This window comes from Aminobacter ciceronei, from assembly GCF_014138625.1.
Lineage (GTDB): Bacteria > Pseudomonadota > Alphaproteobacteria > Rhizobiales > Rhizobiaceae > Aminobacter > Aminobacter ciceronei.
In genome coordinates this window covers 68,268-88,888 of sequence record NZ_JACJHY010000004.1, presented here as the reverse complement: position 1 = coordinate 88,888, position 20,621 = coordinate 68,268, and the positions used below count along the sequence as shown (strand labels likewise).

The following is a 20,621-nucleotide window of genomic DNA, read 5'->3' as shown; positions in this document are numbered from 1 at the left end:
ATTTTCAAGTGGCGTGTATTAGCGCCTGACAATGCGGGAAGGCAATGACCAGCAACGATCCGCTTCTCCAGCCCTACCAGCTCCGGCATCTCACGCTCAAGAACCGCATCATGTCGACGAGCCACGAGCCGGCCTATTCCGAGGACGGCATGCCCAAGGAGCGCTACCGGCTCTACCATGCCGAGAAGGCCAGGGGCGGCATGGCGCTGACCATGACGGCGGGCTCGGCCATCGTCTCGCGCGACAGCCCGGCCGCCTTCGGCAACCTGCACGCCTATGACGATGCCATCGTGCCCTGGATGGCCGAGCTGGCGGATGCCTGCCACGAGCATGACTGCAAGGTGATGATCCAGCTCACCCATCTCGGCCGGCGCACCGCCTGGAACAAGGCCGACTGGCTGCCGGTGCTGAGTGCCTCGCCGGTGCGCGAGGCCGCCCACCGCACCTTCCCCAAGACCGCCGAGGACTGGGACCTCGACCGCATCGTCGGCGACTATGCCTCGGCCGCCCAGCGCATGCAGGCAGCGGGGCTCGACGGCATCGAGTTCGAGGCCTATGGCCATCTGCTCGACGGCTTCTGGTCGCCTGCCACCAACCACCGCGACGATGTCTATGGCGGTTCGCTCGACAACCGCCTGCGCTTCACCTGGCGGGTCATCGATGCGGTGCGCGCCGCCGTCGGCCCGGATTTCCTCGTCGGCATCCGCATGGTCGCCGACGAGGATTTTGACAAGGGCCTGTCCAGGCAGGAGGGCGTCGAGATCGCCCGGCGGCTGGCCTCGTCGGGGAAATTCGACTTCCTCAACATCATCCGCGGCCATATCGACACCGATGCCGCACTGACCGGCGTCATCCCCATCCACGGCATGCCGTCCTCGCCGCATCTCGATTTCGCCGGCGACATCAGGGCGGCAACGAAGTTTCCGGTTTTCCACGCCGCACGCATCGCCGACGTTGCCACCGCCCGCCATGCCATTGCATCAGGCAAGCTCGACATGGTCGGCATGACACGCGCCCACATCGCCGACCCACACATCACCGCCAAGGTGATGGCCGGCGAAGAGCACCGGATAAGGCCCTGCGTCGGCGCCACCTATTGCCTCGACCGCATCTATGAAGGCGGCGGCGCGCTCTGCATCCACAATGCCGCCACCGGCCGCGAGGCGACGATCCCACATGTCATTGCCCGCACCGACGGGCCGCTGCGCAGAACCGTCGTGGTCGGCGCCGGCGCTGCCGGGCTGGAGGCGGCACGGGTCCTTGCCGAGCGCGGCCACAAGGTGACCGTTCTGGAGGCGGCGAGCCAGGCCGGCGGCCAGATCAGGCTGGCCGCCCAGAACCCGCGCCGGCGCGAGCTGATCGGCATCGTCGACTGGCGGCTGGCCGAGCTGGAGCGCCTCGGCGTCGAGATCCGCTACGACATCTGGGCCGGCTTGGACGACGTGCTGGCGCTCGATCCGGACGCCGTGGTGATCGCCACCGGCGGCCTGCCGCAGAACCCGCCGCTCGACGGCGGTGACGAGCTGGTGACCTCGAGCTGGGACATCATTGCCGGCAGCGTCAAGCCGGCCGAAAACGTGCTGCTTTATGACGACAATGGCGGCCACCAGGGCATGACCGCGGCCGAACTGATCGGCAAGGCCGGCAGCAGGCTCGAGCTTCTGACGCCGGAGCGCTTCTTTGCCCCCGAGATCGGCGGCATGAACCACGTGCCCTATATGGAGGCGTTTCACCGCCATGGCGTGAAGATCACCATCAACACACGGCTCAAGCAGGTGCGGCGCGACGGCAACCAGCTGGTGGCAACGCTTGTTTCGGATTTCGCCAAGGGTTGGAGCGAGGAGCGCCGCGTCGACCAGGTGGTGGTCGAGCATGGCACGCTGCCGCTCGACGAGCTCTATCTCGAGCTCAAGCCTTTGTCGAAGAATTCAGGCGCCATCGACTACACCAGCCTGATCCATGGCGGTGACATCTTCCCTGACAACAATCCGGATGGCCGTTTCCTCTTGCTGCGCATCGGCGACGCGGTCCAGGCGCGCAACATCCACGCCGCCATCTATGACGGCATCCGCTTCGGCCTCAGGATCTGACGGTCTCCGCCGTCAGCCAGCGTACGAATTCGCGCAGGCCCGGCCGGTCCTCGCTGCCGGGGCGGAAGGCGAGCCGGTAGGGCGCTTCGCCGGCGATGCGGTTGGGCGAGGCCATGACCAGCCGGCCGGTGCCGAGTTCGCGTTCGGCCAGCACCTCAGGCACCAGCGCCACGCCCAGGCCGGCAACCGCCGCCTCGACCACCATCGAGAACTGCTCGAAGCGATGGCCCCGCAAGGTCGTGCGCGGGTCGATGCCGGCGGCCTGGAACCATTGCAGCCACAGCGTCGGCCGCGTCGACTGCTGCAAAAGCGGCAGCGCGGCGAGTTCGGCGTCATCGAGTGCTGCGCGGCCATCGAGCAGGGCAGGTGAGGCGACCACCACCAGAACCTCGTCGAACAGCCTGACGATGCCTGCCTGTCCCGCCCCGGCCGGACCGCGCTGGATCGCGGCATCGAAAGCTTCGGTTTCGAAGTCGACGGTTTCCAGCCGCACCGCGAGGTCGATGGCGACATGCGGGTGGGCGGCGTGGAAGCCGGCGAGCCTGGGGATCAGCCAGCGGTCGGCCAATGTCGGCAGCACCGCGATGCTGAGCACGTCGGACTGGCCGCCGAAAGCCATGGTGCGCACCGCCGCCTCATGCAGGCTGTCGAGAATGGCCTCGGCATCGCGGGCAAAGCGCCGGCCGGCATCCGACAAGGCCAGCCGCTGCCTGACACGGTGGAACAGCGCCACGCCGAGCCGGTCCTCCAGCTGCCCGATCGAGCGGCTGACCGAGCTCTGCGTCAGGCCGAGCTGATCGGCGGCGCGAATTGTCGTGCCGAGGCTGGCGCAGGCGCGAAACGCCTCAAGCTCTGCAATCGTTGGGACATAGCTGCGGCGCATCGCCTGGCCTTTGACCGAGTTGATCGAATTTACGCATAAACTATGCGAGATTACTTGTTAGCGAAATGTGCCGAAGCGGTCTAGGATGTCTGGGAAATCACCCATTCTCCGGAGGAACCATGAGCGCATCCACACCGGCCGGCGGCGGCAGCTTTGTCTGGGCCGACCCGTTCCTGATCGAAGACCAGCTGACCGAGGACGAGCGCATGGTGCGCGACGGCGCCGCAGCCTTTGCCGCCGACAAGCTCGCGCCGCGCATCGAGGAGGCCTATCTCGACGAGAAGACCGATCCGGCGATCTTCCGCGAAATGGGCGAGGCCGGCCTGCTCGGCATCACCGTTCCCGAGGAATATGGCGGCCTTGGCGCCGGCTACGTCACCTATGGTCTCGTCGCCCGCGAGGTCGAGCGCGTCGATTCCGGCTATCGCTCGATGATGTCGGTGCAGTCGTCGCTGGTGATGTACCCGATCTATGCCTATGGCTCCGAGGAGCAGCGCAAGAAGTACCTGCCCAAGCTCGCCTCGGGCGAGTGGATCGGCTGCTTCGGCCTGACCGAGCCGGATGCGGGTTCCGACCCGGGCGGCATGAAGACCCGCGCCGAGAAGACCGCCAATGGCTACAGGATCTCCGGCTCGAAGATGTGGATCTCGAACGCGCCGATCGCCGACGTCTTCGTCGTCTGGGCCAAGTCTGCAGCCCATGACAACCAGATCCGCGGTTTCGTGCTCGAAAAGGGCATGAAGGGCCTGTCGGCGCCGAAGATCGGCGGCAAGCTGTCGCTGCGCGCCTCGATCACCGGCGAGATCGTCATGGAGGGCGTCGAAGTCGGCGAAGACGCGCTGCTGCCCAACGTCTCGGGCCTCAAGGGTCCGTTCGGCTGCCTCAACCGCGCCCGCTACGGCATCTCCTGGGGCGTTCTGGGCGCGGCCGAGGATTGCTGGCACCGTGCCCGGCAATACGGCCTCGACCGCAAGCAGTTCAACAAGCCGCTGGCCGGTACCCAGCTCTACCAGAAGAAGCTGGCCGACATGCAGACCGAGATCGCGCTCGGCCTGCAGGGATCCTTGCGCGTCGGCCGCCTGATGGACGAGCATAAATTCGCGCCCGAGATGATCTCGATCGTCAAGCGCAACAATTGTGGCAAGGCCCTCGACATCGCCCGTATCGCCCGCGACATGCATGGCGGCAACGGCATCCAGATCGGCTACCACGTCATGCGCCATGCGCAGAACCTGGAGACGGTCAACACCTATGAAGGCACGCATGACGTGCATGCGCTGATCCTGGGCCGCGCCCAGACCGGCCTGCAGGCGTTCTTCTAGAGCGTCTTGCGCAATTCCGGACGGAAAACCGCTTCGCAGTTTTCCTGGAATTGCTCCTGGCGTCAGCCGCAACCCGAAATCGCCTGATACGGCCGCGAAGCAAGCGCTTCGCGGCCGCTTTTTGCTTGGCGCCGCAAACTGCCCGCGCATGCAGAATGGCTTTCGCTTTCAGGTTTAGGAAGTGCGAATATATTTCGACTTACACGCGAATTGTTTCATTGGCTTGAAACACTGGCGGCGGCTGCCAACCTCAAACGGTTACATCGCATCGATAACTCCGGACCTGGGCGGCAGTTTCGCCTGCGTGCGGGGAGAATAATCTGTGAGCGATCAGACCAGGGCTGAGAACGCCAACCAGATCTTGTGGTTCGGCGACAACCTGATGACCATCCGTGTGCCGGCCGGCGCCGGCGACGACCAGATCAGTGTCATCGAATGCCGCATGCCGCATGGCGAAACGACGCCGCTGCACATCACGCTCAGCGGCGACGAAGTCATTCACATGCTCGAAGGCACGATGCAGTTCTTCGTCGACGGCAAGGACTTCCCTGCCCATGTCGGCCAGACGGTGATGGCGCCCAAGGGGCTGCCGCACAATTTCAGGATCGAATCGACTGACGCCGCGACCTGCCTGATCGTCACCCAGAGTGGCGCCTTCGAGCAGATGGTGCGCCAGATGAGCCTGCCGGTGCGGGCGGACGTCCTGCCGTCGAGGGGCGAACGGGACGCAAGCAGGCGCTTCTTCGACAGCTCAGTGCAACGCAACATCGAGGTCGTCGGCGCTCCGCTACCATAGCGCCGACATCAGGCTGGACGGGTGCGGGGGCGTGTCCGTCCAGCCATCTCTTCAAAGGCTGCAAACAAACAGCGGTTCGCCGAACAGGTCAGGCTCGACGTCGAGGCCGAGGCCCGGCCCGCCGGGCACAGCCATCATGCCGCCTGAAATGGCAAATTCGCCGGTTGCATTGGCCACCGTCACCCAGTTGTGGAAGTCGACCGTGTGCTGCCTGAGATGCTCGGGCGTCGACAACAGCAGGCCCGAATAGGCCGCCGTGTCGATCTGGGCGCCGCCGGTGTCCTCGATCGTGACCTTCAGGTTTTTGGATATGGCGATGTCGCGCAAAAGTTTTGCGCGCGTGAGCCCGCCCACCCGCGCAAGCTTGATGGTGATGCCGTCGACGAGCCCGTCTGATATCGCGCGGATGAGCATGTCGGCGCTGTCGATGGTCTCATCCAGCACCAGCGGCCGGTCGGTGGCGCGGCGGATGGCGAGATTTTCCTCATAACTCGCGCAAGGCTGCTCCAGTGTGTAGTCGAGATTTCGTGTCGCCATCAGGAAGCGCCGCGTCTCCGCTGTGCCCCAGCTGGCATTGGCGTCGCAGAACAGCACCGTGTCGGTGGGTACTGCTGCCCGCACCGCTTCGAGCCTCGCGATGTCCTCGTTGACGTCGAGGCCGACCTTGACCTGCAGCCGGCGATAACCCTCGGCGATGTATTTTGTCGCCCTTATGGCCATCGCCTCGGGCGCCTGCTGGGCAATCGAGCGGTAGAGCGCAAGCTGCTCGCCCTCGGCGCCGCCTGAGAGCGCGGCCAGCGACAGGCCTGAACGTTTGCCGGCCAGGTCCCAGAGCGCCATGTCGATGGCCGACTTGGCGTAAGGATGGCCCTTGAGCAACAGCTCCATGCGCCGGTAAAGCGCCTCGATGCCGGAGGCTGCACAGCCGAGCAGCTGCGGCGCCAGCTCCTTCATCGCCTCGCGGGCGCCAGCGGCAAAGGCCGGGTCGTAGAAGCTGCCGAGCGGCGCCATCTCGCCATAGCCCCTGGCACCGTCGCGGCTGGTGATCTCGACGATTGTCGAATCGAAGCCTTCGGCACTTCGACCGCCCGAGCAGCGATAGGTGCCGTCGCGAAACGGCTGCCATTGCCTGTAGATGCGGATGCCTGAAATGGTCGCGTCGGCCATGTTGTCCCCTGGGCGAAGCCTGATCGTGGCCAAGGATAAACCGGGCAGTCGGCCGCCGCGGCGAGGGAAACGGCGCTTGGCCGCGTCGTTTTCCTGACAGGTCGGGCTCTCCAGTGCAGGGTTCTTTTGCTTTCGTATGAGACGCGAATTGTTTCAGCTTTCGGATACAGCGTTCGGTTTCGCTGAATTCGAGCGGATACGGTCGCCGCTTAGATCGGGGCACCGCGGATTTTCAGACCGCGCTGCTCGAAAGGACGAGAAATGACCATGCATGCGAAGACCGACAGTGACGGCGAGTTGTTGTGGTTTGCCGGCTCTCTGGCAACCATCAAGGTATCGGGTGAGGCGGGAGCCGACACGATCAGCGTCATCGAACATCTGATGCCCTATGGCTCATCGCCGCCGCTGCACATCCATGTCAACGAAGACGAGGTGTTCCATATCCTCGACGGCGTGATGCGCTTCAATGTCGGCGGCAAGGAGCTCGTGGGTCGCGCCGGCCAGACCATGATGGCGCCGAAGGGTGTTCCGCACAGCTACCGCGTCGAATCCGCCGAGGGTGCCCGTTGCCTGACCGTCACCACGCGCGGCGACTTCGAGCGCCTGGTGCGGGAGATCGGCGTGCCCACCGACAAGGCGGAGTTGCCGCCTCAGGTCGCGCCGACGCCGGAGGCCATCACGGCGCTCACCGAGGCCTGTGCCCGCAACGGCATCGACATCATCGGCGCGCCGCTGTCCTGACCCGTCTTGAAGAGCCGGTCGTCCCGGCCGGCTCTTTTCTCGTAAAACGTGCTCGTTGCAAGGCGGCCCGGCTTGGCCGCATCCTGTGCCAGGGATGATCGACCTCTCGGGTCGTATTTCCTGTAGTATCGGCCAGGTCTTGCCGCCATATCAGGCCAACGAACGGGACGTGACGCGATGACAAGTGCTTTCCTCTCCCATCTCCAGACGGAACTGTCCGGCCTCAAAACCGCCGGGCTCTACAAGTCCGAGCGCGTCATCACCTCGACGCAGGGTGCCGAGATCGAGGTCGGCGGCGAAAAGGTGCTGAACTTCTGCGCCAACAACTATCTCGGCCTCGCCGACAGCCATGAACTGCGTGACGCCGCCAAGTCAGCCCTCGACCGTTATGGCTACGGCATGGCCTCGGTGCGCTTCATCTGCGGCACCCAGGAAGAGCACAAGCAACTGGAGGCAAAACTCTCCGGCTTCCTCGGCATGGAGGACACCATCCTCTATTCCTCCTGCTTCGACGCCAATGCCGGCCTGTTCGAGACGTTGCTCGGCGAAGAGGACGCGATCATCTCGGATGCCCTCAACCACGCCTCGATCATCGACGGCGTCAGGTTGTCCAAGGCCAGGCGCTTTCGCTACGCCAACAACGACATGGCAGCACTTGAGGAGGAGCTGAAGAAGGCCGAAGGCAGCCGCTTCAAGCTGATCGCCACCGACGGTGTGTTCTCGATGGACGGCATCATCGCCAATCTCAAGGGCGTCTGCGATCTCGCCGACAGATACGGCGCGATGGTGATGGTCGACGACAGTCATGCCGTCGGCTTCGTCGGCAGGAACGGGCGCGGCACCCCGGAGCATTGCGGCGTCGAGGGCAGGGTCGACATCATCACCGGCACGCTCGGCAAGGCGCTGGGCGGCGCCTCCGGCGGCTACACCTCGGGCAGACGCGAGGTCGTCGACTGGCTGCGCCAGCGCTCGCGGCCCTATCTGTTCTCCAACACGCTTGCCCCTTCCATAGCCGGCGCCTCGATCAGGGTGCTCGAGCTGATCGCCGAAGGCGCGGACCTGCGCCAAAAACTCTATGCCAATGCTGAGCGTTTCCGCGCCGGCATGGGCAAGCTCGGCTTCAAGCTTGCCGGCGCCGACCACCCGATCATCCCGGTCATGCTCGGAGATGCCACGGTGGCCCAGGAGATGGCGGCGCGCATGCTGAAGCGCGGCATCTATGTCATCGGCTTTTCGTTCCCGGTGGTGCCCAAGGGGCAGGCGCGCATTCGCACGCAGATGTCGGCGGCGCATTCTTCAGCCGATATCGATCGCGCGATCGCGGCCTTCGCCGAGGTCGGGCGCGAACTCGAGGTGATCTGGTAGCACTGCCGGGATTGCGAAAAGCGATTCCGGATCAAGCGATTCCGAGGACAAGACAATGTCGAACATGATGCGCGCACTGGTAAAGGCGAAGGCTGAACCGGGGATCTGGATGGCAGAGGTGCCGGTGCCGGAGATCGGCCCCAATGACGTTCTGATCAAGGTCAGGAAGTCGGCGATCTGCGGCACCGACGTCCATATCTACAATTGGGACCAGTGGGCGCAGAAGACCGTGCCGGTGCCGATGGTGACGGGACACGAATTCGTCGGCACCGTCGCCGATTTCGGCGCCGGGGTGAAGGACTACAAGGTCGGCCAGCGTGTTTCCGGCGAAGGCCACATCGTCTGCGGCCATTGCCGCAACTGCCGGGCCGGGCGGGGACATCTCTGCCGCAACACGCTCGGCGTCGGCGTCAACCGGCCGGGTTCCTTCGCCGAATATGTCGCCATTCCCCAGCACAATGTCGTGCCGATCCCCGACGACGTCTCCGACGAAATCGCCGCGATCTTCGACCCGCTCGGCAATGCGGTGCACACCGCGCTGTCCTTCGACCTCGTCGGCGAGGACGTGCTGGTGACAGGCGCCGGGCCGATCGGCATCATGGGCGCGCTGGTCGCCCAATGTGTCGGCGCCCGGAAGGTCGTCATCACCGACATCAACCCGACCCGGCTGGCGCTGGCCCGCAAGATGGGCATCCATCACGTCGTCGACGCCTCGAAAGAGAAGCTGCGCGACGTGATGCGCGAGGAAGGCATGACCGAGGGATTTGACATCGGCCTCGAAATGTCGGGCTCGGCGGTTGCCTTCCGCGACATGATCGACACCATGAACAATGGCGGCAAGATCGCCATTCTCGGCATTGCCCCGACCGGATTCGAGATCGACTGGAACAAGGTCATCTTCAAGATGCTGCATCTCAAGGGCATCTATGGCCGCGAGATGTTCGAGACCTGGTACAAGATGATCGCGCTGGTGCAGGGGCCGCTCGACGTCAGCGGCCTGATCACCCACCGCATCGGCATCGACGACTATCAGGCCGGGTTCGACGCCATGCGGAGCGGCAATTCCGGCAAGGTCGTCATGGATTGGTAGGGGGGATTGGCAGGGTATTTCCATGGAAAGTTTTTTCACTGTGAGGTGAAAAATTCGAACAAAGCGCCGTTGCCAGCCGAAGCCCTGATTTGCTATTGAAGCGGGCCCTTCGGCCTGGAACTAACGATGCGCCGTCACATACGCACCCTTACTGCCCGGCATGAGCCGAAAGGCCAGATGCTCTCGCACGTCAAGTCGGGATCGGGCGCGATCGTCGGTCTGGCGGCTGTCGGCGGCCTCGCATCGGTCACCGGCCTGCCGATGCTGATTGCGCCGCTTGGCGCAACCGCGGTTCTGCTGTTCGGCCAGCCGGCCAGCCCGCTGGCCCAGCCGATCAACATCTTTGCCGGTTATTTCATCGCCACGCTGATCGGCGTCGCCGCTGCGATGGCTTTCCCCGGCCTGTGGGAAATGTCGGCGGTGGCGGTCGGTGTTTCGATCGCGCTGATGCTGATGTTCCGCGTCACCCATCCGCCGGCAGGCGCCATCCCGCTGGTGGCGACAGCCACGCCCTATCAGGGCAGCACATTGTTCATCGTCGTGCTGCTGAGCTGCATCAGCCTGCTTGTGCTGGCGCTTGTCCATCACTGGATCCCGCCGCGCGCCCAATATCCGCGCCGCGTCGATTGACGCTTTGACCTTGCCTCGGTTGCCGCCGCCGCTCTAGCTTGGGCGGCGGCATGAAGAGGTTTGACATGACATGTGAGTCGCAGATCGCAGCTGTTCGCCCGGGCAGGGGCGCATGAGCGGCCGTCTCGTCCTGCTCGGCACCAAGGGCGGGCCGGCGATCAGGCCGGGCGGCCCATGGCCGACATCGACGCTGCTCGAACTCGGCGGCCGCACTGTTGTCGTCGATTGCGGGCTCGGCGTGACGCGCGGCGTGACCGATGCCGGGCTCAGCCTCAAGGCGCTCGACCTCGTTTTCATCACCCATCTCCATTCCGACCATGTGCTCGAGCTCGGGCCGCTGCTGCATACCGCGTGGACGGCAGGGCTTGCCACACCGGTCACACTTTTCGGCCCGGTCGGATTGAATCGATACTGGCAGAGTTTCGTGCAAGCGCTTGAATTCGACATCGAAATCCGCATCGTCGACGAAGGCCGCCCGGATCTGCGCAAAATGGTCGAAGTGGTCGAGTTCGGCGAAGGCGAGGTGCTTAGCGACGGCGATCTGTCGGTTACCGCCCTGCGTGTCGACCATCCGCCTGTCACCGAGTGTTTCGCCCTGCGCTTCGAGCACCAGGGCACTTCGATCGTCTTTTCGGCCGACACGGCGTTTTTCCCGCCTTTGGCGGACTTTGCCCGCGGCGCCGACATCCTGCTGCATGAGGCGATGCTGGAGGAAGGTGTCGAGCGGCTGGTGGCGCGCACCGGCAATGGCGCGCGGCTGCGCGAACATCTGATGGCAAGCCACAGCCTGGCCGGCGAGGCGGGCATCATTGCGGCGCGTGCCGGCGTCGGCCGCCTTGTGCTCAACCACCTCATTCCGGCTGACGATCCCGACATCGGCGAGGCCGATTGGGTCGAAGCGGTCAGGAAAACATGGAATGGTCCCTTGACGATTGGTCGCGACGGGCTTGTTGTGACTGACAAGGGCGAAGACGCCCCCTAACCGGGAGGACGTGCATGAAACTGGCGACGCTGAAGAACGGTTCGCGTGACGGGAAACTGGTCATCGTCTCGCGCGACCTGACGCGATACACCGATGCCTCGTTCCTGGCACCCAACCTGCAGGCGGCGCTCGACGACTGGCGCCGCATCTCCCCGCATCTCGCGGCTTTGGCCGGCTCGCTCGAAATCGGCGCGGTGCCGTCGTCGCGCTTCCACGAGCATGACGCCCATTCGCCCCTGCCGCGCGCCTACCAGCGTCTCGGCGGCGGCGATGCCTTTGCCGGTCCGCGCGATCCGATCGAACTGCCCGGCAAGATCCGCGACGCGAGTATCGAAGCCGCGGTCGCCGTCATCGTCGGCGACGTTGCCATGGCGGCGACCGAAGAGGCGGCGAAGGAGGCGGTGGCGCTGATCGTGCTCTCCACCGATACCATCCTCGATGGCGGCCAGGCCGGCACTTCGGCGCTGTCGCCTGTCGCGGTCACCCCTGATGAGCTGGGCGGCGGCTGGGACGGGGCCGTGCATCTGCCGCTGATTGCCGGGGCGCGCAACGTCACCTCCGTCTGGACCAGCTTTCCCAAGCTGATTGCGGACGCCGCCGCAACCCGCGCGCTCGGCACCGGGGCCATCGTCAGGGGCGCGGTCGAAACGCTGTCGGTGTCGCTCGGCGACACGCTGCGCGTCGAGATGAAAGACAAGGCCGGCCACTCGATCTTCGGTGCCATCGAACGCCAGGTCGGCAGGTTCGAGCCGGCCTGAGACCGCTGCCCGGATGGAGTTGACCAGCCATTTCAGCCGCATGGCGCGGAACAGTCTGTGGTCCAACGACCGCATCTACCGCGCCGTGCTGGCCTTGCAGCCGGGTGAGCTCGAGGCCGAACGGACGAGCTTTTTTCCCTCGCTCAAGGAGACGCTCAACCACATCCTCGAAGTCGACCTGTTCTATCTCGACATGATCGAGGAGGGCGGCGAGGGGCAGAAGCTGTTCGACCGATATGTTGCCTTCGACACGGCGCAAAGCCTTGCCGCGGCGCAAGCCGAATTCGACCGGCGGCTGGTCGCCCGTTGCGATGGTCTGAGTGCTGTCGATCTCGACAGGCGGGTGCTGTCGGATCGCGGTGAGGCCGGCCAGATCCCCGAGCGCATCGGTGACCTTTTGGCCCATCTGTTCATCCACCAGATCCATCATCGCGGCCAGGTCCATGCGATGCTGTCGGGTAGTTCGGTGGATCCGCCGCAGCTCGACGAGTTCTTCCTCGACTACGATCTGCGTTTCAGGGGCGAAGAGGTCGAGCGGCTAAAACTTTAGGCAAGCGCCACATCGTAGCACGCAAATGCCGGATCGGCCGTGAGGATCGACAGCTTCTCGACCTGCGCCTGCGCGATGAGCAGCCGGTCGAACGGGTCGCCATGATGGCGGGGCAGTTCTGTCACTTTCTGGGCATGCTCGATGGTGATGGCAAGCGGCGTAAACTGCATCCTGGGAAGAAGGAAGCCGAAGTCGGTCGGCACGTCCAGCTTGCCTATGCTCTGCTTGATCGCGATCTCCCAGACGCTCGCCGCACTGGCATATACAATCGCCGACGATGCCAGAATGTCCCGGTGGGCTGATCGCAGGCGGGGATCGTCGTTGATCGACCACAGAATGACATGCGTGTCGGCGAGAAAGGCCTCGCCGCTCACGTCATGTATTCCTTGAAGTCGTCAAGCGGTTCGTCAAAATCGTCAGCGATCCAGATCTTGCCCTTGAGCGCACCGATCCGCGGGAGCAACGCCGGTTCCGGCTCAGGCGGCATGACGCGCGCTACGGCCTTGCCGTGGCGCGTGACGATGATTTCTTCGCCGGCTTCCGCCCGCTTGATCAGTTCGGAGAACTTGGCCTTGGCTTCTGCGACCGAAACATTCATGGCCCAACCCTACGACAACAATGTTGTCCTTATGACCATAATTTAGGTCATAACAGGGCTTCACGCAAATATGAGCCCCAGTCGCAGGGCCGGTCAGCCCTTGCTCTGCTGGATTGCCATATAGAGATTGGTGCAGCGTGTACCCGAACGGCAATAGGCGAAAACAGGACCGTCCATCTCGTCGAGCGCGTCGGCCATGTCGGCAACATTGTCGCCGGTCATGGCGCCGCTGATGACCGGGATGTAGCGGAAGGCGAGGCCGGCGGCTTCGACGGCGGCCTTGACGCTGTCCGCGGAAGGCTGGCCGGGCTGCTCGTCGTCGGGCCGGTTGCAGATGACACTCTTGAAGCCGGCGGCCTTGATGGCGGCAACTTCATCAGGGGTTATCTGGCCTGAAACCGAGTAGTCGTCGGTGATCTGACGGTATTCCATCTTGGTCCTCACAGTTTGTTGGCCGCCGCGGCGGCGCGTCGGCGCCAGTCTTGCCACTGCTGGCGCCGCGGGGCAACTGCTGTTGGGCCGGTGTCAGGCAGCCGGGCGCTGCCAGGACGGGAAGGGGTCGGCGAGATCGCGCCATTTGCCTGGGGTAAAAGACGAGGCGTCGACAAGACAGTGGTCGAGCTCGGCGCGGATTTGCTGCTCGTTCATCGGATGGCAGCCGATGAAGACGATCTCCTGGCGGCGGTCGCCCCAGACCGGGTCGAGATAGGGCGTCATCGCCTCATGCCACTCGGGGTGGTCGGGCCATTGCCCGCGCGGCACCGCCGACCACCACAGGCCGCGCTTGCCGGTGCGCACCAGGGCGCCGGCCTGGCTGATCTCGCCGACGAAATCGGACCTTGTGGCGAGCCAGAAAAAGCCCTTGGCGCGGATCACTCCGGGCCATTGCCGGTTGATGAAGCCGTGCAGCTTCTCGGGGTCGAACGGCCGCCGCGCGCGATAGACAAAGGAGCGGATGCCATATTCCTCGGTTTCGGGCACGTGATCGCCAAAGCCGTTCAACTCCTTGAACCACAACGGATGCTGTTCGGCCTTTTCGAAATCGAACAGGCCGGTGCCGAGGACTGTGTCTGTCGGCACGCGGCCGAAATCGGTCTCGACCAGCCGGGCATCGGGGTTGAGCGCGAAGACGATCTTGCGTGCGGCGTCGCGGTCGGCAGCACTGGCTGACGACGCCTTGTTGAGCACGACGACGTCGGCAAATTCGATCTGCTCGACGAGAAGGTCGACCAGAGCGCGATCGTCGCCGGCGCCGGCGCCGGCCTGCTCGCCGCGGTCGCTGAGAAAGTCGGATGACGCATAGTCCTTGAGCAGGTTGGCGGCGTCGACGACAGTCACCATGGTGTCGAGGCGGGCGACGTCGGACAGGCTTTGGCCGTTCTCGTCGCGGAACTGGAAGGTCGAGGCGACGGGCAGGGGCTCGGAAATGCCTGTCGATTCGATCAGCAGGTAGTCGAAGCGGTTCTGCCCGGCGAGCGCGCGCACCTCCTTGAGCAAATCGTCGCGCAAGGTGCAGCAGATGCAGCCATTGGTCATTTCGACAAGTTGCTCGTCAGTGCGCGACAGGTCGGCGCCGCCGTCGCGGACCAGCGCTGCGTCGATGTTGACCTCGCTCATGTCGTTGACGATGACGGCGACGCGCAGGCCGTCGCGGTTGTTGAGGATGTGGTTGAGAAGCGTGGTCTTTCCTGCACCGAGGAAACCGGACAGCACTGTCACGGGCAGTCGTGTCGGCTTGTTTGGGACGGGCATTGGTCATTCCCTTCGATGTGGGTAGCCGGCGACGGATGCCGCCGGCCAGGACGTTGGGGAAGAGCCCGGCGGCGAACGCCGCCGGCCGGGACGTGGGCGAAACATCCGGCGGCGAATGCCGCCAGATGTGCGAGTCGCTGCTCAGTGCGTTTCGCCGGAGCCGCCGACGGCAACGAGGTTGAAGGGCTTGCCTTCGAGCGCGATGTCGTCGCCTTGCTTGAAGCTCTCAGCATCGACGATATGCAGCACGCTCTTGAGGGGATCGGAGACGACGATGCGGCTGCCGGCAACCGCGATGCGCGGGCGCGGGTCGCTCCAGTGGCCGTCCATGGAGTAGGGTTCGGTCAGCTTCAGCGAGGCGTCGATCTTGCCCGCGATCACGTCGATGCGGTGCAACTGGCCGTCCTCGGTGAAGACATAGGCAAATTTCGCCTGCACCGGATCGACGGTGAAATGCACCCGGCGCGTCGGCAGCTCGATCAGCCGGAAGGCGTCTTCCGACTTCGGGTCGATCAGCACGACAGCACTTGGGCCATAGTTGCCGAGGAAATATTGCAGGCCGCGGCCGCCGACCAAAGTCGTCGATTTGCCCGCGGGCAAGGCCTTGTCATAAGGCAAAAGCTCGATCTTGCCGTCGCCTGAGGTGATAAGAAGCCCTTCGGCGCAGGCAATGGCCACCAGGTTGCCCGAGGATGCTTCGCCATGCAGGTCGGGGCAGGCATGGATATCGCCGACGGTCGCACCGGCGCGATCGACGACACGAATACCTATTGGCAGCTCGTCGGGTTTGTCCGTGTTGGGCTCCGATATCAGTACGTCGTCGCCAAGGGCGATCGCGACGCCATGGTGGGGAGCGTCGGTCACCACCTCGCGGATGGCCGGCTTGCCGTCCAGAATGTCAGCCTCGCGGGTGACGCGCGCCTTGCCTTCGCCGTCGAAGAACAGGGCGATGTCGCCGTCATGGTCGACGAAATGCGACGGCTTCTTGCCCTCGAAGGCGACGTCGAGCAGCCTGGGTGCCTCGACCTTGATGTCGCCGTGGTCGCCATGGTCGCCGAAGGCGATGCCGCTCGACAGCACCGAGATCACGTCGCCCTTGCCTTGGACGGCAAAGATGCTGCGGCCGCTGTCTGAGCGGTAGAGGCTGGTTGGCGCCTTGACGTCGAAGGTTTCGATCGTCTTGCCGGTTTCCATGTCGAGGGCATGGACGACTGAGGCTGCATGGTCGGAGACGAACAGCCGCCATGCCGTCTTTTCCTCTGAAGAGGCGGGGGCGGTGGCGAGGCCGATCAGCATGGCGAGCGCGGACGCCGTGGAGAGCAGGTGTTTCATGATATCCTCATAAATGTTATTACATAACAGATTGTGCGAGAAGAAAAGGCGAGGTTTTGCGCCCCGCCTTCACCAGGCTGGTCGGGTCGTGCGGCAGCCCGATCGCGCGGGCCGCCGGTGCTTCGGACGGGCAGTCCTAGCTGCCGAGGATCGCGCCCTTGATGGTGGCGATGTTGGACTTCATCATCTCGATATAGGTTGCGGCAGGGCCGTCGGCCTTGGACAGGGCATCGGAGTAGAGCGTGCCGCCGACCTTGACCCCGGTTTCGGCCGAAATCTGCTCGACAAGGCGCGGATTGGTGATGTTTTCGACGAAGATCGCCGACGCCTTGTCGCCGCGAACCTGCGAGATCAGGGCCGCCACGTCGGCAGCGGAGGCCTCGGCCTCGGTCGAAATGCCTTCGGGGGCCAGGAAGGTCAGGCCATAGGCGTTTTCGAAATAGCCGAAGGCGTCATGCGAGGTGATGACGGTGCGCTTCGCCTCGGGGATCGATGCCACCGCTTCCTTGACCTCGGTCTCGGCCGCGGTGAGTTTGGCCGTATAGGCGTCGGCGTTGCTCTTGTAGGCATCGCAACCGGCGGCATCCGCCGCGCAGAAGGCGTCGGCGATGTTCTTCACATAGATCTTGGCATTGGCGATCGACTGGAAGGCATGCGGGTCGAGGTCGCCGTGATGGTGGTCATCACCGCCTGCCTCAGCGGCGTGCTCATGTTCTTCCTTCATCTTGATCGGCTCGACGCCCTTTGTCAGCTCGACGACCGACGCCTTGGTGGCGCTGGCCTCGACAAGCCGCTGCAGGAAACCCTCGAACTGCAGGCCGTTGACCAGCACGACATCGGCCTTGGACATCTTCACCGCATCGGCGGGCGAAGGTTCATAGACATGGGCGTCGCCGTCGGGGCCGACGAGTGTGGTCAGCTCGATGCGGTCGCCGCCGACATTTCTGGCGAAATCGCCGATGATCGAGAAGCTCGCCACTACTTTCAGCGGTTCGGCTGCGGCCGAAATCGTGGTCAGCGACGTTAATGTTATAACGCTCATAAGCGAGGCGAAGCCAATTGTTCTGAGCATGTGTCTCTCCATGTTGAAGCGGATCAGGCGGTGCGGTGGCGGTGGCGGCGCAGCTTGGTGTTGAAGACGCCGCGTGTGCCGAAAAGGATGGAGGCGAGATAGATCGCGCCTGAAGACAGGATGATGGCCGGGCCCGAGGGCAGGGAGGCGTGGTAGGACACCAGCAGGCCGGCGATGCAGGAGATGGCGCCGAAGCCGAAGGCGAGAACGCACATCGGCTCGACGCGCGCCGTCCAGAAGCGTGCCGCGGCTGCCGGCAACATCATCAGGCCGACCGAAAGCAGCGTACCGAGCGCCTGGAAGCCGCCGACGAGATTGAGCACGACGAGGCCGAGGAAGATGAAATGGACAGGCGTGCCGAGCCGGCTGACCGAGCGCAGGAACAGCGGATCGAGGCATTCGGCGACGAGGGCGCGCCAGAAGATGGCGAGGGTCAGCAGCGTCAGGCCCGATATCAGCGCGATCAGCGTCAGCGCGTCGTCATTGAGCGCCAGCACGGTACCGAACAGCACATGCATCAGGTCGACGCTCGAGCCGCGCAGCGACACGATCAGCACGCCGAGCGCCAGCGAGATCAGGTAGAAGGCGGCCATCGAGGCGTCTTCGCGCTGCACGGTGAAGCGTGACACAGCACCTGCGCCGAGCGCCACGATGACGCCGGCGATCAGCCCGCCAATGGTCATCGGCACGATCTGCAGGCCATAAAGCAGGAAGCCGGCGGCAGCACCGGGCAGGATGGCGTGCGCCATGGCGTCGCCGGTCAGGCTCATGCGCCGCAGCATCAGGAAGACGCCGACCGGGCAGGCGCCCAGTGCCAGCATCAGCGAACCGGCCAGCGCGCGCTGCATGAAGCCGAATTCGACGAAGGGAGCGATCAGGAACTCATACATGGCGAAGGTCACGCTGCCCGGGGGCCGGATTCATGGTCGGGATGATCATGGACCTCGCCATGATCGTGATGGTGATGCCCGCCATGCCCCTCTGTGTGGGAATGCGCGTGGTCATGTCCATGAGCGTGGGAATGCGCATGGCCGTGCCCGTCGTCCGGCTCGCACCAGGGCGCATCGTCATGCCAGGCCTCGTCGAAACGGCGCGCCTTGAGCAGGTTTTCCGGGCGCAGCACCTCGCGCGTTTCGCCCCAGGCGACCGGCCGGCGGGCCAGAAGCAGCGTGTGCGGGAAATGTGCGCGCACCAGTTCGAGGTCGTGGGCGACGACAAGCACCGTGCGGCTTTCGCCATGCCAGCGCTGGATCAGCTGGATCAGGTCGCCGACAGTCTTGGCGTCGACCGCGTTGAACGGTTCGTCGAGCAGGATCAGATCGGCATCCTGCACCAGCACACGGGCAAACAGCGCGCGCTGCAGCTGGCCGCCCGACAGCGTGTCGATGGCGCGCTTTTCGAAACCTTCGAGGCCAACCGCCATCAGCGCCTTGGAGACGGCATCGCGGTCTTCCGTGGAATAGCGGCCAAGCAGGCCGCGCCTCGGCCAGAGACCGAGCGAGACGAGATCGACGACGCGGGCCGGGAAGCTGCGGTCGAGTTCGGACTGCTGCGGCAGATAGGCGACGCGTTTGCCCGGTGTGACGGTGCAGATGCCGGCCATCGGCTTCAGCACGCCGACGATGCCCTTCATCAAAGTGGATTTGCCCGAGCCATTGGCGCCAATCACGGCGGTCAGCGATCCCGAGCTGATCGAGCCGCTGAGATGGTGCACTGCCGGATGGCTGTTGTAGCCAAGCGTCAGGTCCTTGAATGTCAGGCAGGCGTCGGTCATCGGCTTCATGCTTTGTCGCAGCGAACTGGTCCTTGGATATGTGATGTTATTACATTAGTCAACGAGGTCGGGCGACAAAGCGGTGGATCGGTGCGGCAAAGCCGCTGGCCCACGCAATTCGACCACTGCGGCCTTGCCGGGGGAGGTGGCAAAATCTAAGAAGGCGCCACCCCTAACGGAAGGAGACCCACCCATGAGCGTTCGTCGTATCGATGTCGGCCCCCGCATGAGCCAGATCGTCATCCACAACAACACCGTTTACCTGGCTGGCCAGGTCGGCGCCCCGGGCGAAAGCGTTGCCGCGCAGACCAAGGCCATCCTGGCCGAGATCGACGCGCTGCTCGCCAAGGCCGGCACCGACAAGACCAAGATCCTGCAGGCGATCATCTGGCTCGACGACATGTCGACCTTCGCCGAGATGAACTCGGTCTGGGACGGCTGGGTGCCGCAGGGCAACACGCCGGCGCGCGCCACCGGCGAAGCCAAGCTGGCGGGCCCGGAATACAAGGTCGAGATCATCGTCACCGCCGCTGCATAAGCGACGCGTTTCGGCTCGAAGCCCAAAAGAACGCCGCGTATCCAAGGGGATGCGCGGCGTTTCTGATTCCGTATCGAGGCGACTTGGAAAAACTAACGGTGTCTGGCGAACAGTTCTCGCTGAGCCTGGTTGAGGGAGCCATCGTCCCAATCGACTTCACGTTTCGACAGCGGCATATGGTTTCGCCGATGCTGATTGTCGTAGAACAGGGTGCCATGAATGCCGAGGGCGTCACGCTTCAGGATGGGACGGCCCCAAAGCTGCGCCAGGACCGAGCCTGCGGCCTTCTTGCCAAGCCGCTTGATCAGGTCTTCGACCAACTCCATGTCGCGATCGGCCGGGAAGATGGCGGCAAACTCCTCCTCCGTTGCCTGGAATACACTGAAGGTGGCGTTCGCAGCGCCGTCGATGATCTGGATGTTTTTCATGGGGCCGGCTAGCCGTCGGACGGCGTGAAGCGCGCCACCACGGCATGCGCATTGGCCGGATAGGTGAAGCGCACATGGGTGACCGGGCGCTCCGCGCTCCAGGTCCGCCTTTCGATGATCAGGCAGGGTGCGCCGCTGGCGAGGCCAAGGTCGGCGGCCGTCTCGCCATCGGCGGAGGCGGCGCGAATGACATGTTCGGCAGCACTCCACGGCACCTGTCCGATCAGCCACGGCCCGGGCGCCGATTTGCGAAACTCCTGATCGGCGGCTTCGGGGACGGCGGCGAGGCTGATTAGCCGGTCCTCGACGCAGAACGGACGCACCCCGGCATAATGCAGGCACTGCAAGGCCAGGACCTGGCCTGCGGTCGACGGGCTGGGGCCGAGCCTGTCGCGGTCGACTGTCGTGGCGCGCCGCTTGGTCTGGGCCATCAGCTCGTAGCGATAGGGCAGGCCGAGCGCTTCGACCTCGACGCGGATGTCGTGGATTTCGAGCACCGCCGCCTGCGATTGCGGCCGGCGCACGAAGCTGCCGGAGCGGCGCCGCCTTTCGATCAGCCCGGCCTTGGCGAGCTGCGACAGCGCCTTGTTCACGGTCATGCGCGAGCAGCCATATTGCTCGGTCAGCTCGTGTTCGAAGGGGATGCGGTAGCCGGGCTCCCATTCGCCCGAGACGATGCGGTCCCTGATGTCGTTGAGGATGCGCTGGTAGAGCGATGTCGATGCATCGCCGCCAACCGTCTCTTCAACCATC

General features: G+C 64.5%; 23 protein-coding genes. 11 read left to right on the top strand and 12 right to left on the bottom strand.

Annotated features, from left to right (window positions below; translation table 11 throughout):
- The first annotated feature begins 44 nt into the window (after positions 1 to 44).
- Positions 45 to 2,090 (top strand): NADH:flavin oxidoreductase, encoded by a 2,046-nt coding sequence (locus HNQ95_RS33925; RefSeq protein ID WP_154385443.1) that lies wholly within the window; start codon positions 45 to 47, stop codon positions 2,088 to 2,090.
- Here the strand turns inward: HNQ95_RS33925 and HNQ95_RS05820 are convergent.
- Complete coding sequence (locus HNQ95_RS05820) at positions 2,080 to 2,973, bottom strand: LysR family transcriptional regulator (RefSeq protein ID WP_067966757.1); 894 nt, start codon at positions 2,971 to 2,973, stop codon at positions 2,080 to 2,082. The genes HNQ95_RS33925 and HNQ95_RS05820 overlap by 11 nt on opposite strands.
- 119 nt (positions 2,974 to 3,092) lie before the next feature.
- Here HNQ95_RS05820 and HNQ95_RS05815 point away from each other — a divergent pair, with 119 nt between their 5' ends.
- Both HNQ95_RS05815 and HNQ95_RS05810 read left to right on the top strand, forming a co-directional pair.
- Entirely contained in the window at positions 3,093 to 4,295 is a 1,203-nt protein-coding gene (locus HNQ95_RS05815) for an acyl-CoA dehydrogenase (RefSeq protein ID WP_182573676.1), read from the top strand.
- A gap of 322 nt (positions 4,296 to 4,617) precedes the next feature.
- Complete coding sequence (locus tag HNQ95_RS05810) at positions 4,618 to 5,091, top strand: cupin domain-containing protein (RefSeq protein WP_067963307.1); 474 nt, start codon at positions 4,618 to 4,620, stop codon at positions 5,089 to 5,091.
- Positions 5,092 to 5,142: 51 nt separating this feature from the next.
- Here the strand turns inward: HNQ95_RS05810 and HNQ95_RS05805 are convergent, their stop codons facing one another.
- Positions 5,143 to 6,258 carry a mandelate racemase/muconate lactonizing enzyme family protein gene (locus HNQ95_RS05805; RefSeq protein WP_182573677.1) on the bottom strand — a complete coding sequence of 372 codons (1,116 nt, stop codon included), beginning with the start codon at positions 6,256 to 6,258 and terminating at the stop codon, positions 5,143 to 5,145.
- 261 nt (positions 6,259 to 6,519) lie between these two features.
- On the opposite strand from HNQ95_RS05805, the gene HNQ95_RS05800 reads away from it, so the two are divergent.
- The 7 genes from HNQ95_RS05800 to HNQ95_RS05770 all read left to right on the top strand — a co-directional run bounded on the left by HNQ95_RS05800 (position 6,520) and on the right by HNQ95_RS05770 (position 12,374).
- Positions 6,520 to 6,999 (top strand): cupin domain-containing protein, encoded by a 480-nt coding sequence (locus HNQ95_RS05800; protein WP_067963300.1) that lies wholly within the window; start codon positions 6,520 to 6,522, stop codon positions 6,997 to 6,999.
- A gap of 177 nt (positions 7,000 to 7,176) precedes the next feature.
- Positions 7,177 to 8,364 (top strand): glycine C-acetyltransferase, encoded by a 1,188-nt coding sequence (locus HNQ95_RS05795; RefSeq protein ID WP_182573678.1) that lies wholly within the window; start codon positions 7,177 to 7,179, stop codon positions 8,362 to 8,364.
- Between the two features lie 55 nt (positions 8,365 to 8,419).
- Positions 8,420 to 9,454, top strand: coding sequence for an L-threonine 3-dehydrogenase (gene tdh / locus HNQ95_RS05790; protein WP_067963295.1), 1,035 nt, complete (start codon positions 8,420 to 8,422; stop codon positions 9,452 to 9,454).
- A gap of 177 nt (positions 9,455 to 9,631) precedes the next feature.
- A complete protein-coding gene (locus tag HNQ95_RS05785; RefSeq protein ID WP_246719227.1) occupies positions 9,632 to 10,084 on the top strand; it encodes an HPP family protein in 453 nt (150 codons plus the stop codon).
- Positions 10,085 to 10,196: 112 nt separating this feature from the next.
- Entirely contained in the window at positions 10,197 to 11,066 is an 870-nt protein-coding gene (locus HNQ95_RS05780; protein ID WP_067963289.1) for an MBL fold metallo-hydrolase, read from the top strand.
- A 14-nt stretch (positions 11,067 to 11,080) separates the two neighbouring features.
- On the top strand, positions 11,081 to 11,824 hold the full coding sequence (locus tag HNQ95_RS05775; protein WP_182573679.1) for a fumarylacetoacetate hydrolase family protein: 744 nt from the start codon (positions 11,081 to 11,083) through the stop codon (positions 11,822 to 11,824).
- 13 nt (positions 11,825 to 11,837) lie between these two features.
- Positions 11,838 to 12,374: a DinB family protein gene (locus HNQ95_RS05770; RefSeq protein ID WP_182573680.1), complete on the top strand. Its 537-nt coding sequence runs from the start codon at positions 11,838 to 11,840 to the stop codon at positions 12,372 to 12,374.
- On the opposite strand, the gene HNQ95_RS05765 is transcribed toward HNQ95_RS05770, so the two are convergent.
- The 8 genes from HNQ95_RS05765 to aztA form a co-directional block, all read right to left on the bottom strand.
- A complete protein-coding gene (locus HNQ95_RS05765) occupies positions 12,371 to 12,748 on the bottom strand; it encodes a type II toxin-antitoxin system VapC family toxin (RefSeq protein ID WP_182573681.1) in 378 nt (125 codons plus the stop codon). The genes HNQ95_RS05770 and HNQ95_RS05765 overlap by 4 nt on opposite strands.
- Entirely contained in the window at positions 12,745 to 12,972 is a 228-nt protein-coding gene (locus HNQ95_RS05760) for a type II toxin-antitoxin system Phd/YefM family antitoxin (RefSeq protein WP_182573682.1), read from the bottom strand. The genes HNQ95_RS05765 and HNQ95_RS05760 overlap by 4 nt, the downstream gene beginning before the upstream one ends.
- A gap of 93 nt (positions 12,973 to 13,065) precedes the next feature.
- Complete coding sequence (locus tag HNQ95_RS05755) at positions 13,066 to 13,404, bottom strand: protein tyrosine phosphatase family protein (protein ID WP_182573683.1); 339 nt, start codon at positions 13,402 to 13,404, stop codon at positions 13,066 to 13,068.
- Between the two features lie 93 nt (positions 13,405 to 13,497).
- On the bottom strand, positions 13,498 to 14,724 hold the full coding sequence (gene zigA, locus HNQ95_RS05750; RefSeq protein WP_182573684.1) for a zinc metallochaperone GTPase ZigA: 1,227 nt from the start codon (positions 14,722 to 14,724) through the stop codon (positions 13,498 to 13,500).
- Between the two features lie 141 nt (positions 14,725 to 14,865).
- Entirely contained in the window at positions 14,866 to 16,056 is a 1,191-nt protein-coding gene (gene aztD, locus HNQ95_RS05745; protein ID WP_182573685.1) for a zinc metallochaperone AztD, read from the bottom strand.
- 136 nt (positions 16,057 to 16,192) lie between these two features.
- Positions 16,193 to 17,128, bottom strand: coding sequence for a zinc ABC transporter substrate-binding protein AztC (gene aztC, locus HNQ95_RS05740; protein WP_182573686.1), 936 nt, complete (start codon positions 17,126 to 17,128; stop codon positions 16,193 to 16,195).
- A gap of 23 nt (positions 17,129 to 17,151) precedes the next feature.
- Positions 17,152 to 18,018, bottom strand: a complete 867-nt coding sequence (aztB, locus tag HNQ95_RS05735; protein ID WP_182573717.1) for a zinc ABC transporter permease AztB — start codon at positions 18,016 to 18,018, stop codon at positions 17,152 to 17,154.
- Positions 18,019 to 18,026: 8 nt separating this feature from the next.
- Positions 18,027 to 18,902: a zinc ABC transporter ATP-binding protein AztA gene (aztA, locus tag HNQ95_RS05730; protein ID WP_182573718.1), complete on the bottom strand. Its 876-nt coding sequence runs from the start codon at positions 18,900 to 18,902 to the stop codon at positions 18,027 to 18,029.
- A gap of 193 nt (positions 18,903 to 19,095) precedes the next feature.
- Between aztA and HNQ95_RS05725 the strand changes: the two genes are divergently transcribed.
- Complete coding sequence (locus HNQ95_RS05725) at positions 19,096 to 19,440, top strand: RidA family protein (protein WP_055979001.1); 345 nt, start codon at positions 19,096 to 19,098, stop codon at positions 19,438 to 19,440.
- Between the two features lie 92 nt (positions 19,441 to 19,532).
- Here the strand turns inward: HNQ95_RS05725 and HNQ95_RS05720 are convergent, their stop codons facing one another.
- Positions 19,533 to 19,868 (bottom strand): DUF8220 family protein, encoded by a 336-nt coding sequence (locus HNQ95_RS05720; protein ID WP_182573687.1) that lies wholly within the window; start codon positions 19,866 to 19,868, stop codon positions 19,533 to 19,535.
- Between the two features lie 8 nt (positions 19,869 to 19,876).
- Positions 19,877 to 20,620 (bottom strand): histidine utilization transcriptional repressor HutC, encoded by a 744-nt coding sequence (hutC, locus tag HNQ95_RS05715; protein WP_182573719.1) that lies wholly within the window; start codon positions 20,618 to 20,620, stop codon positions 19,877 to 19,879.
- Position 20,621: the final 1 nt, after the last annotated feature.

Excerpts from the sequence above, each read along its gene's own strand:
- HNQ95_RS33925 (WP_154385443.1), top strand. The coding sequence starts at position 45 with ATGACCAGCAACGATCCGCTTCTCCAGCCCTACCAGCTCCGGCATCTC.
- HNQ95_RS05820 (WP_067966757.1), bottom strand. The coding sequence starts at position 2,973 with ATGCGCCGCAGCTATGTCCCAACGATTGCAGAGCTTGAGGCGTTTCGC.
- HNQ95_RS05815 (WP_182573676.1), top strand. The coding sequence starts at position 3,093 with ATGAGCGCATCCACACCGGCCGGCGGCGGCAGCTTTGTCTGGGCCGAC.
- HNQ95_RS05805 (WP_182573677.1), bottom strand. The coding sequence starts at position 6,258 with ATGGCCGACGCGACCATTTCAGGCATCCGCATCTACAGGCAATGGCAG.
- HNQ95_RS05800 (WP_067963300.1), top strand. The coding sequence starts at position 6,520 with ATGACCATGCATGCGAAGACCGACAGTGACGGCGAGTTGTTGTGGTTT.
- HNQ95_RS05795 (WP_182573678.1), top strand. The coding sequence starts at position 7,177 with ATGACAAGTGCTTTCCTCTCCCATCTCCAGACGGAACTGTCCGGCCTC.
- tdh (WP_067963295.1), top strand. The coding sequence starts at position 8,420 with ATGTCGAACATGATGCGCGCACTGGTAAAGGCGAAGGCTGAACCGGGG.
- HNQ95_RS05785 (WP_246719227.1), top strand. The coding sequence starts at position 9,632 with ATGCTCTCGCACGTCAAGTCGGGATCGGGCGCGATCGTCGGTCTGGCG.
- HNQ95_RS05780 (WP_067963289.1), top strand. The coding sequence starts at position 10,197 with ATGAGCGGCCGTCTCGTCCTGCTCGGCACCAAGGGCGGGCCGGCGATC.
- HNQ95_RS05775 (WP_182573679.1), top strand. The coding sequence starts at position 11,081 with ATGAAACTGGCGACGCTGAAGAACGGTTCGCGTGACGGGAAACTGGTC.
- HNQ95_RS05770 (WP_182573680.1), top strand. The coding sequence starts at position 11,838 with ATGGAGTTGACCAGCCATTTCAGCCGCATGGCGCGGAACAGTCTGTGG.
- HNQ95_RS05760 (WP_182573682.1), bottom strand. The coding sequence starts at position 12,972 with ATGAATGTTTCGGTCGCAGAAGCCAAGGCCAAGTTCTCCGAACTGATC.
- HNQ95_RS05755 (WP_182573683.1), bottom strand. The coding sequence starts at position 13,404 with ATGGAATACCGTCAGATCACCGACGACTACTCGGTTTCAGGCCAGATA.
- zigA (WP_182573684.1), bottom strand. The coding sequence starts at position 14,724 with ATGCCCGTCCCAAACAAGCCGACACGACTGCCCGTGACAGTGCTGTCC.
- aztD (WP_182573685.1), bottom strand. The coding sequence starts at position 16,056 with ATGAAACACCTGCTCTCCACGGCGTCCGCGCTCGCCATGCTGATCGGC.
- aztC (WP_182573686.1), bottom strand. The coding sequence starts at position 17,128 with ATGCTCAGAACAATTGGCTTCGCCTCGCTTATGAGCGTTATAACATTA.
- aztB (WP_182573717.1), bottom strand. The coding sequence starts at position 18,018 with ATGTATGAGTTCCTGATCGCTCCCTTCGTCGAATTCGGCTTCATGCAG.
- aztA (WP_182573718.1), bottom strand. The coding sequence starts at position 18,902 with ATGACCGACGCCTGCCTGACATTCAAGGACCTGACGCTTGGCTACAAC.
- HNQ95_RS05725 (WP_055979001.1), top strand. The coding sequence starts at position 19,096 with ATGAGCGTTCGTCGTATCGATGTCGGCCCCCGCATGAGCCAGATCGTC.
- HNQ95_RS05720 (WP_182573687.1), bottom strand. The coding sequence starts at position 19,868 with ATGAAAAACATCCAGATCATCGACGGCGCTGCGAACGCCACCTTCAGT.
- hutC (WP_182573719.1), bottom strand. The coding sequence starts at position 20,620 with ATGGTTGAAGAGACGGTTGGCGGCGATGCATCGACATCGCTCTACCAG.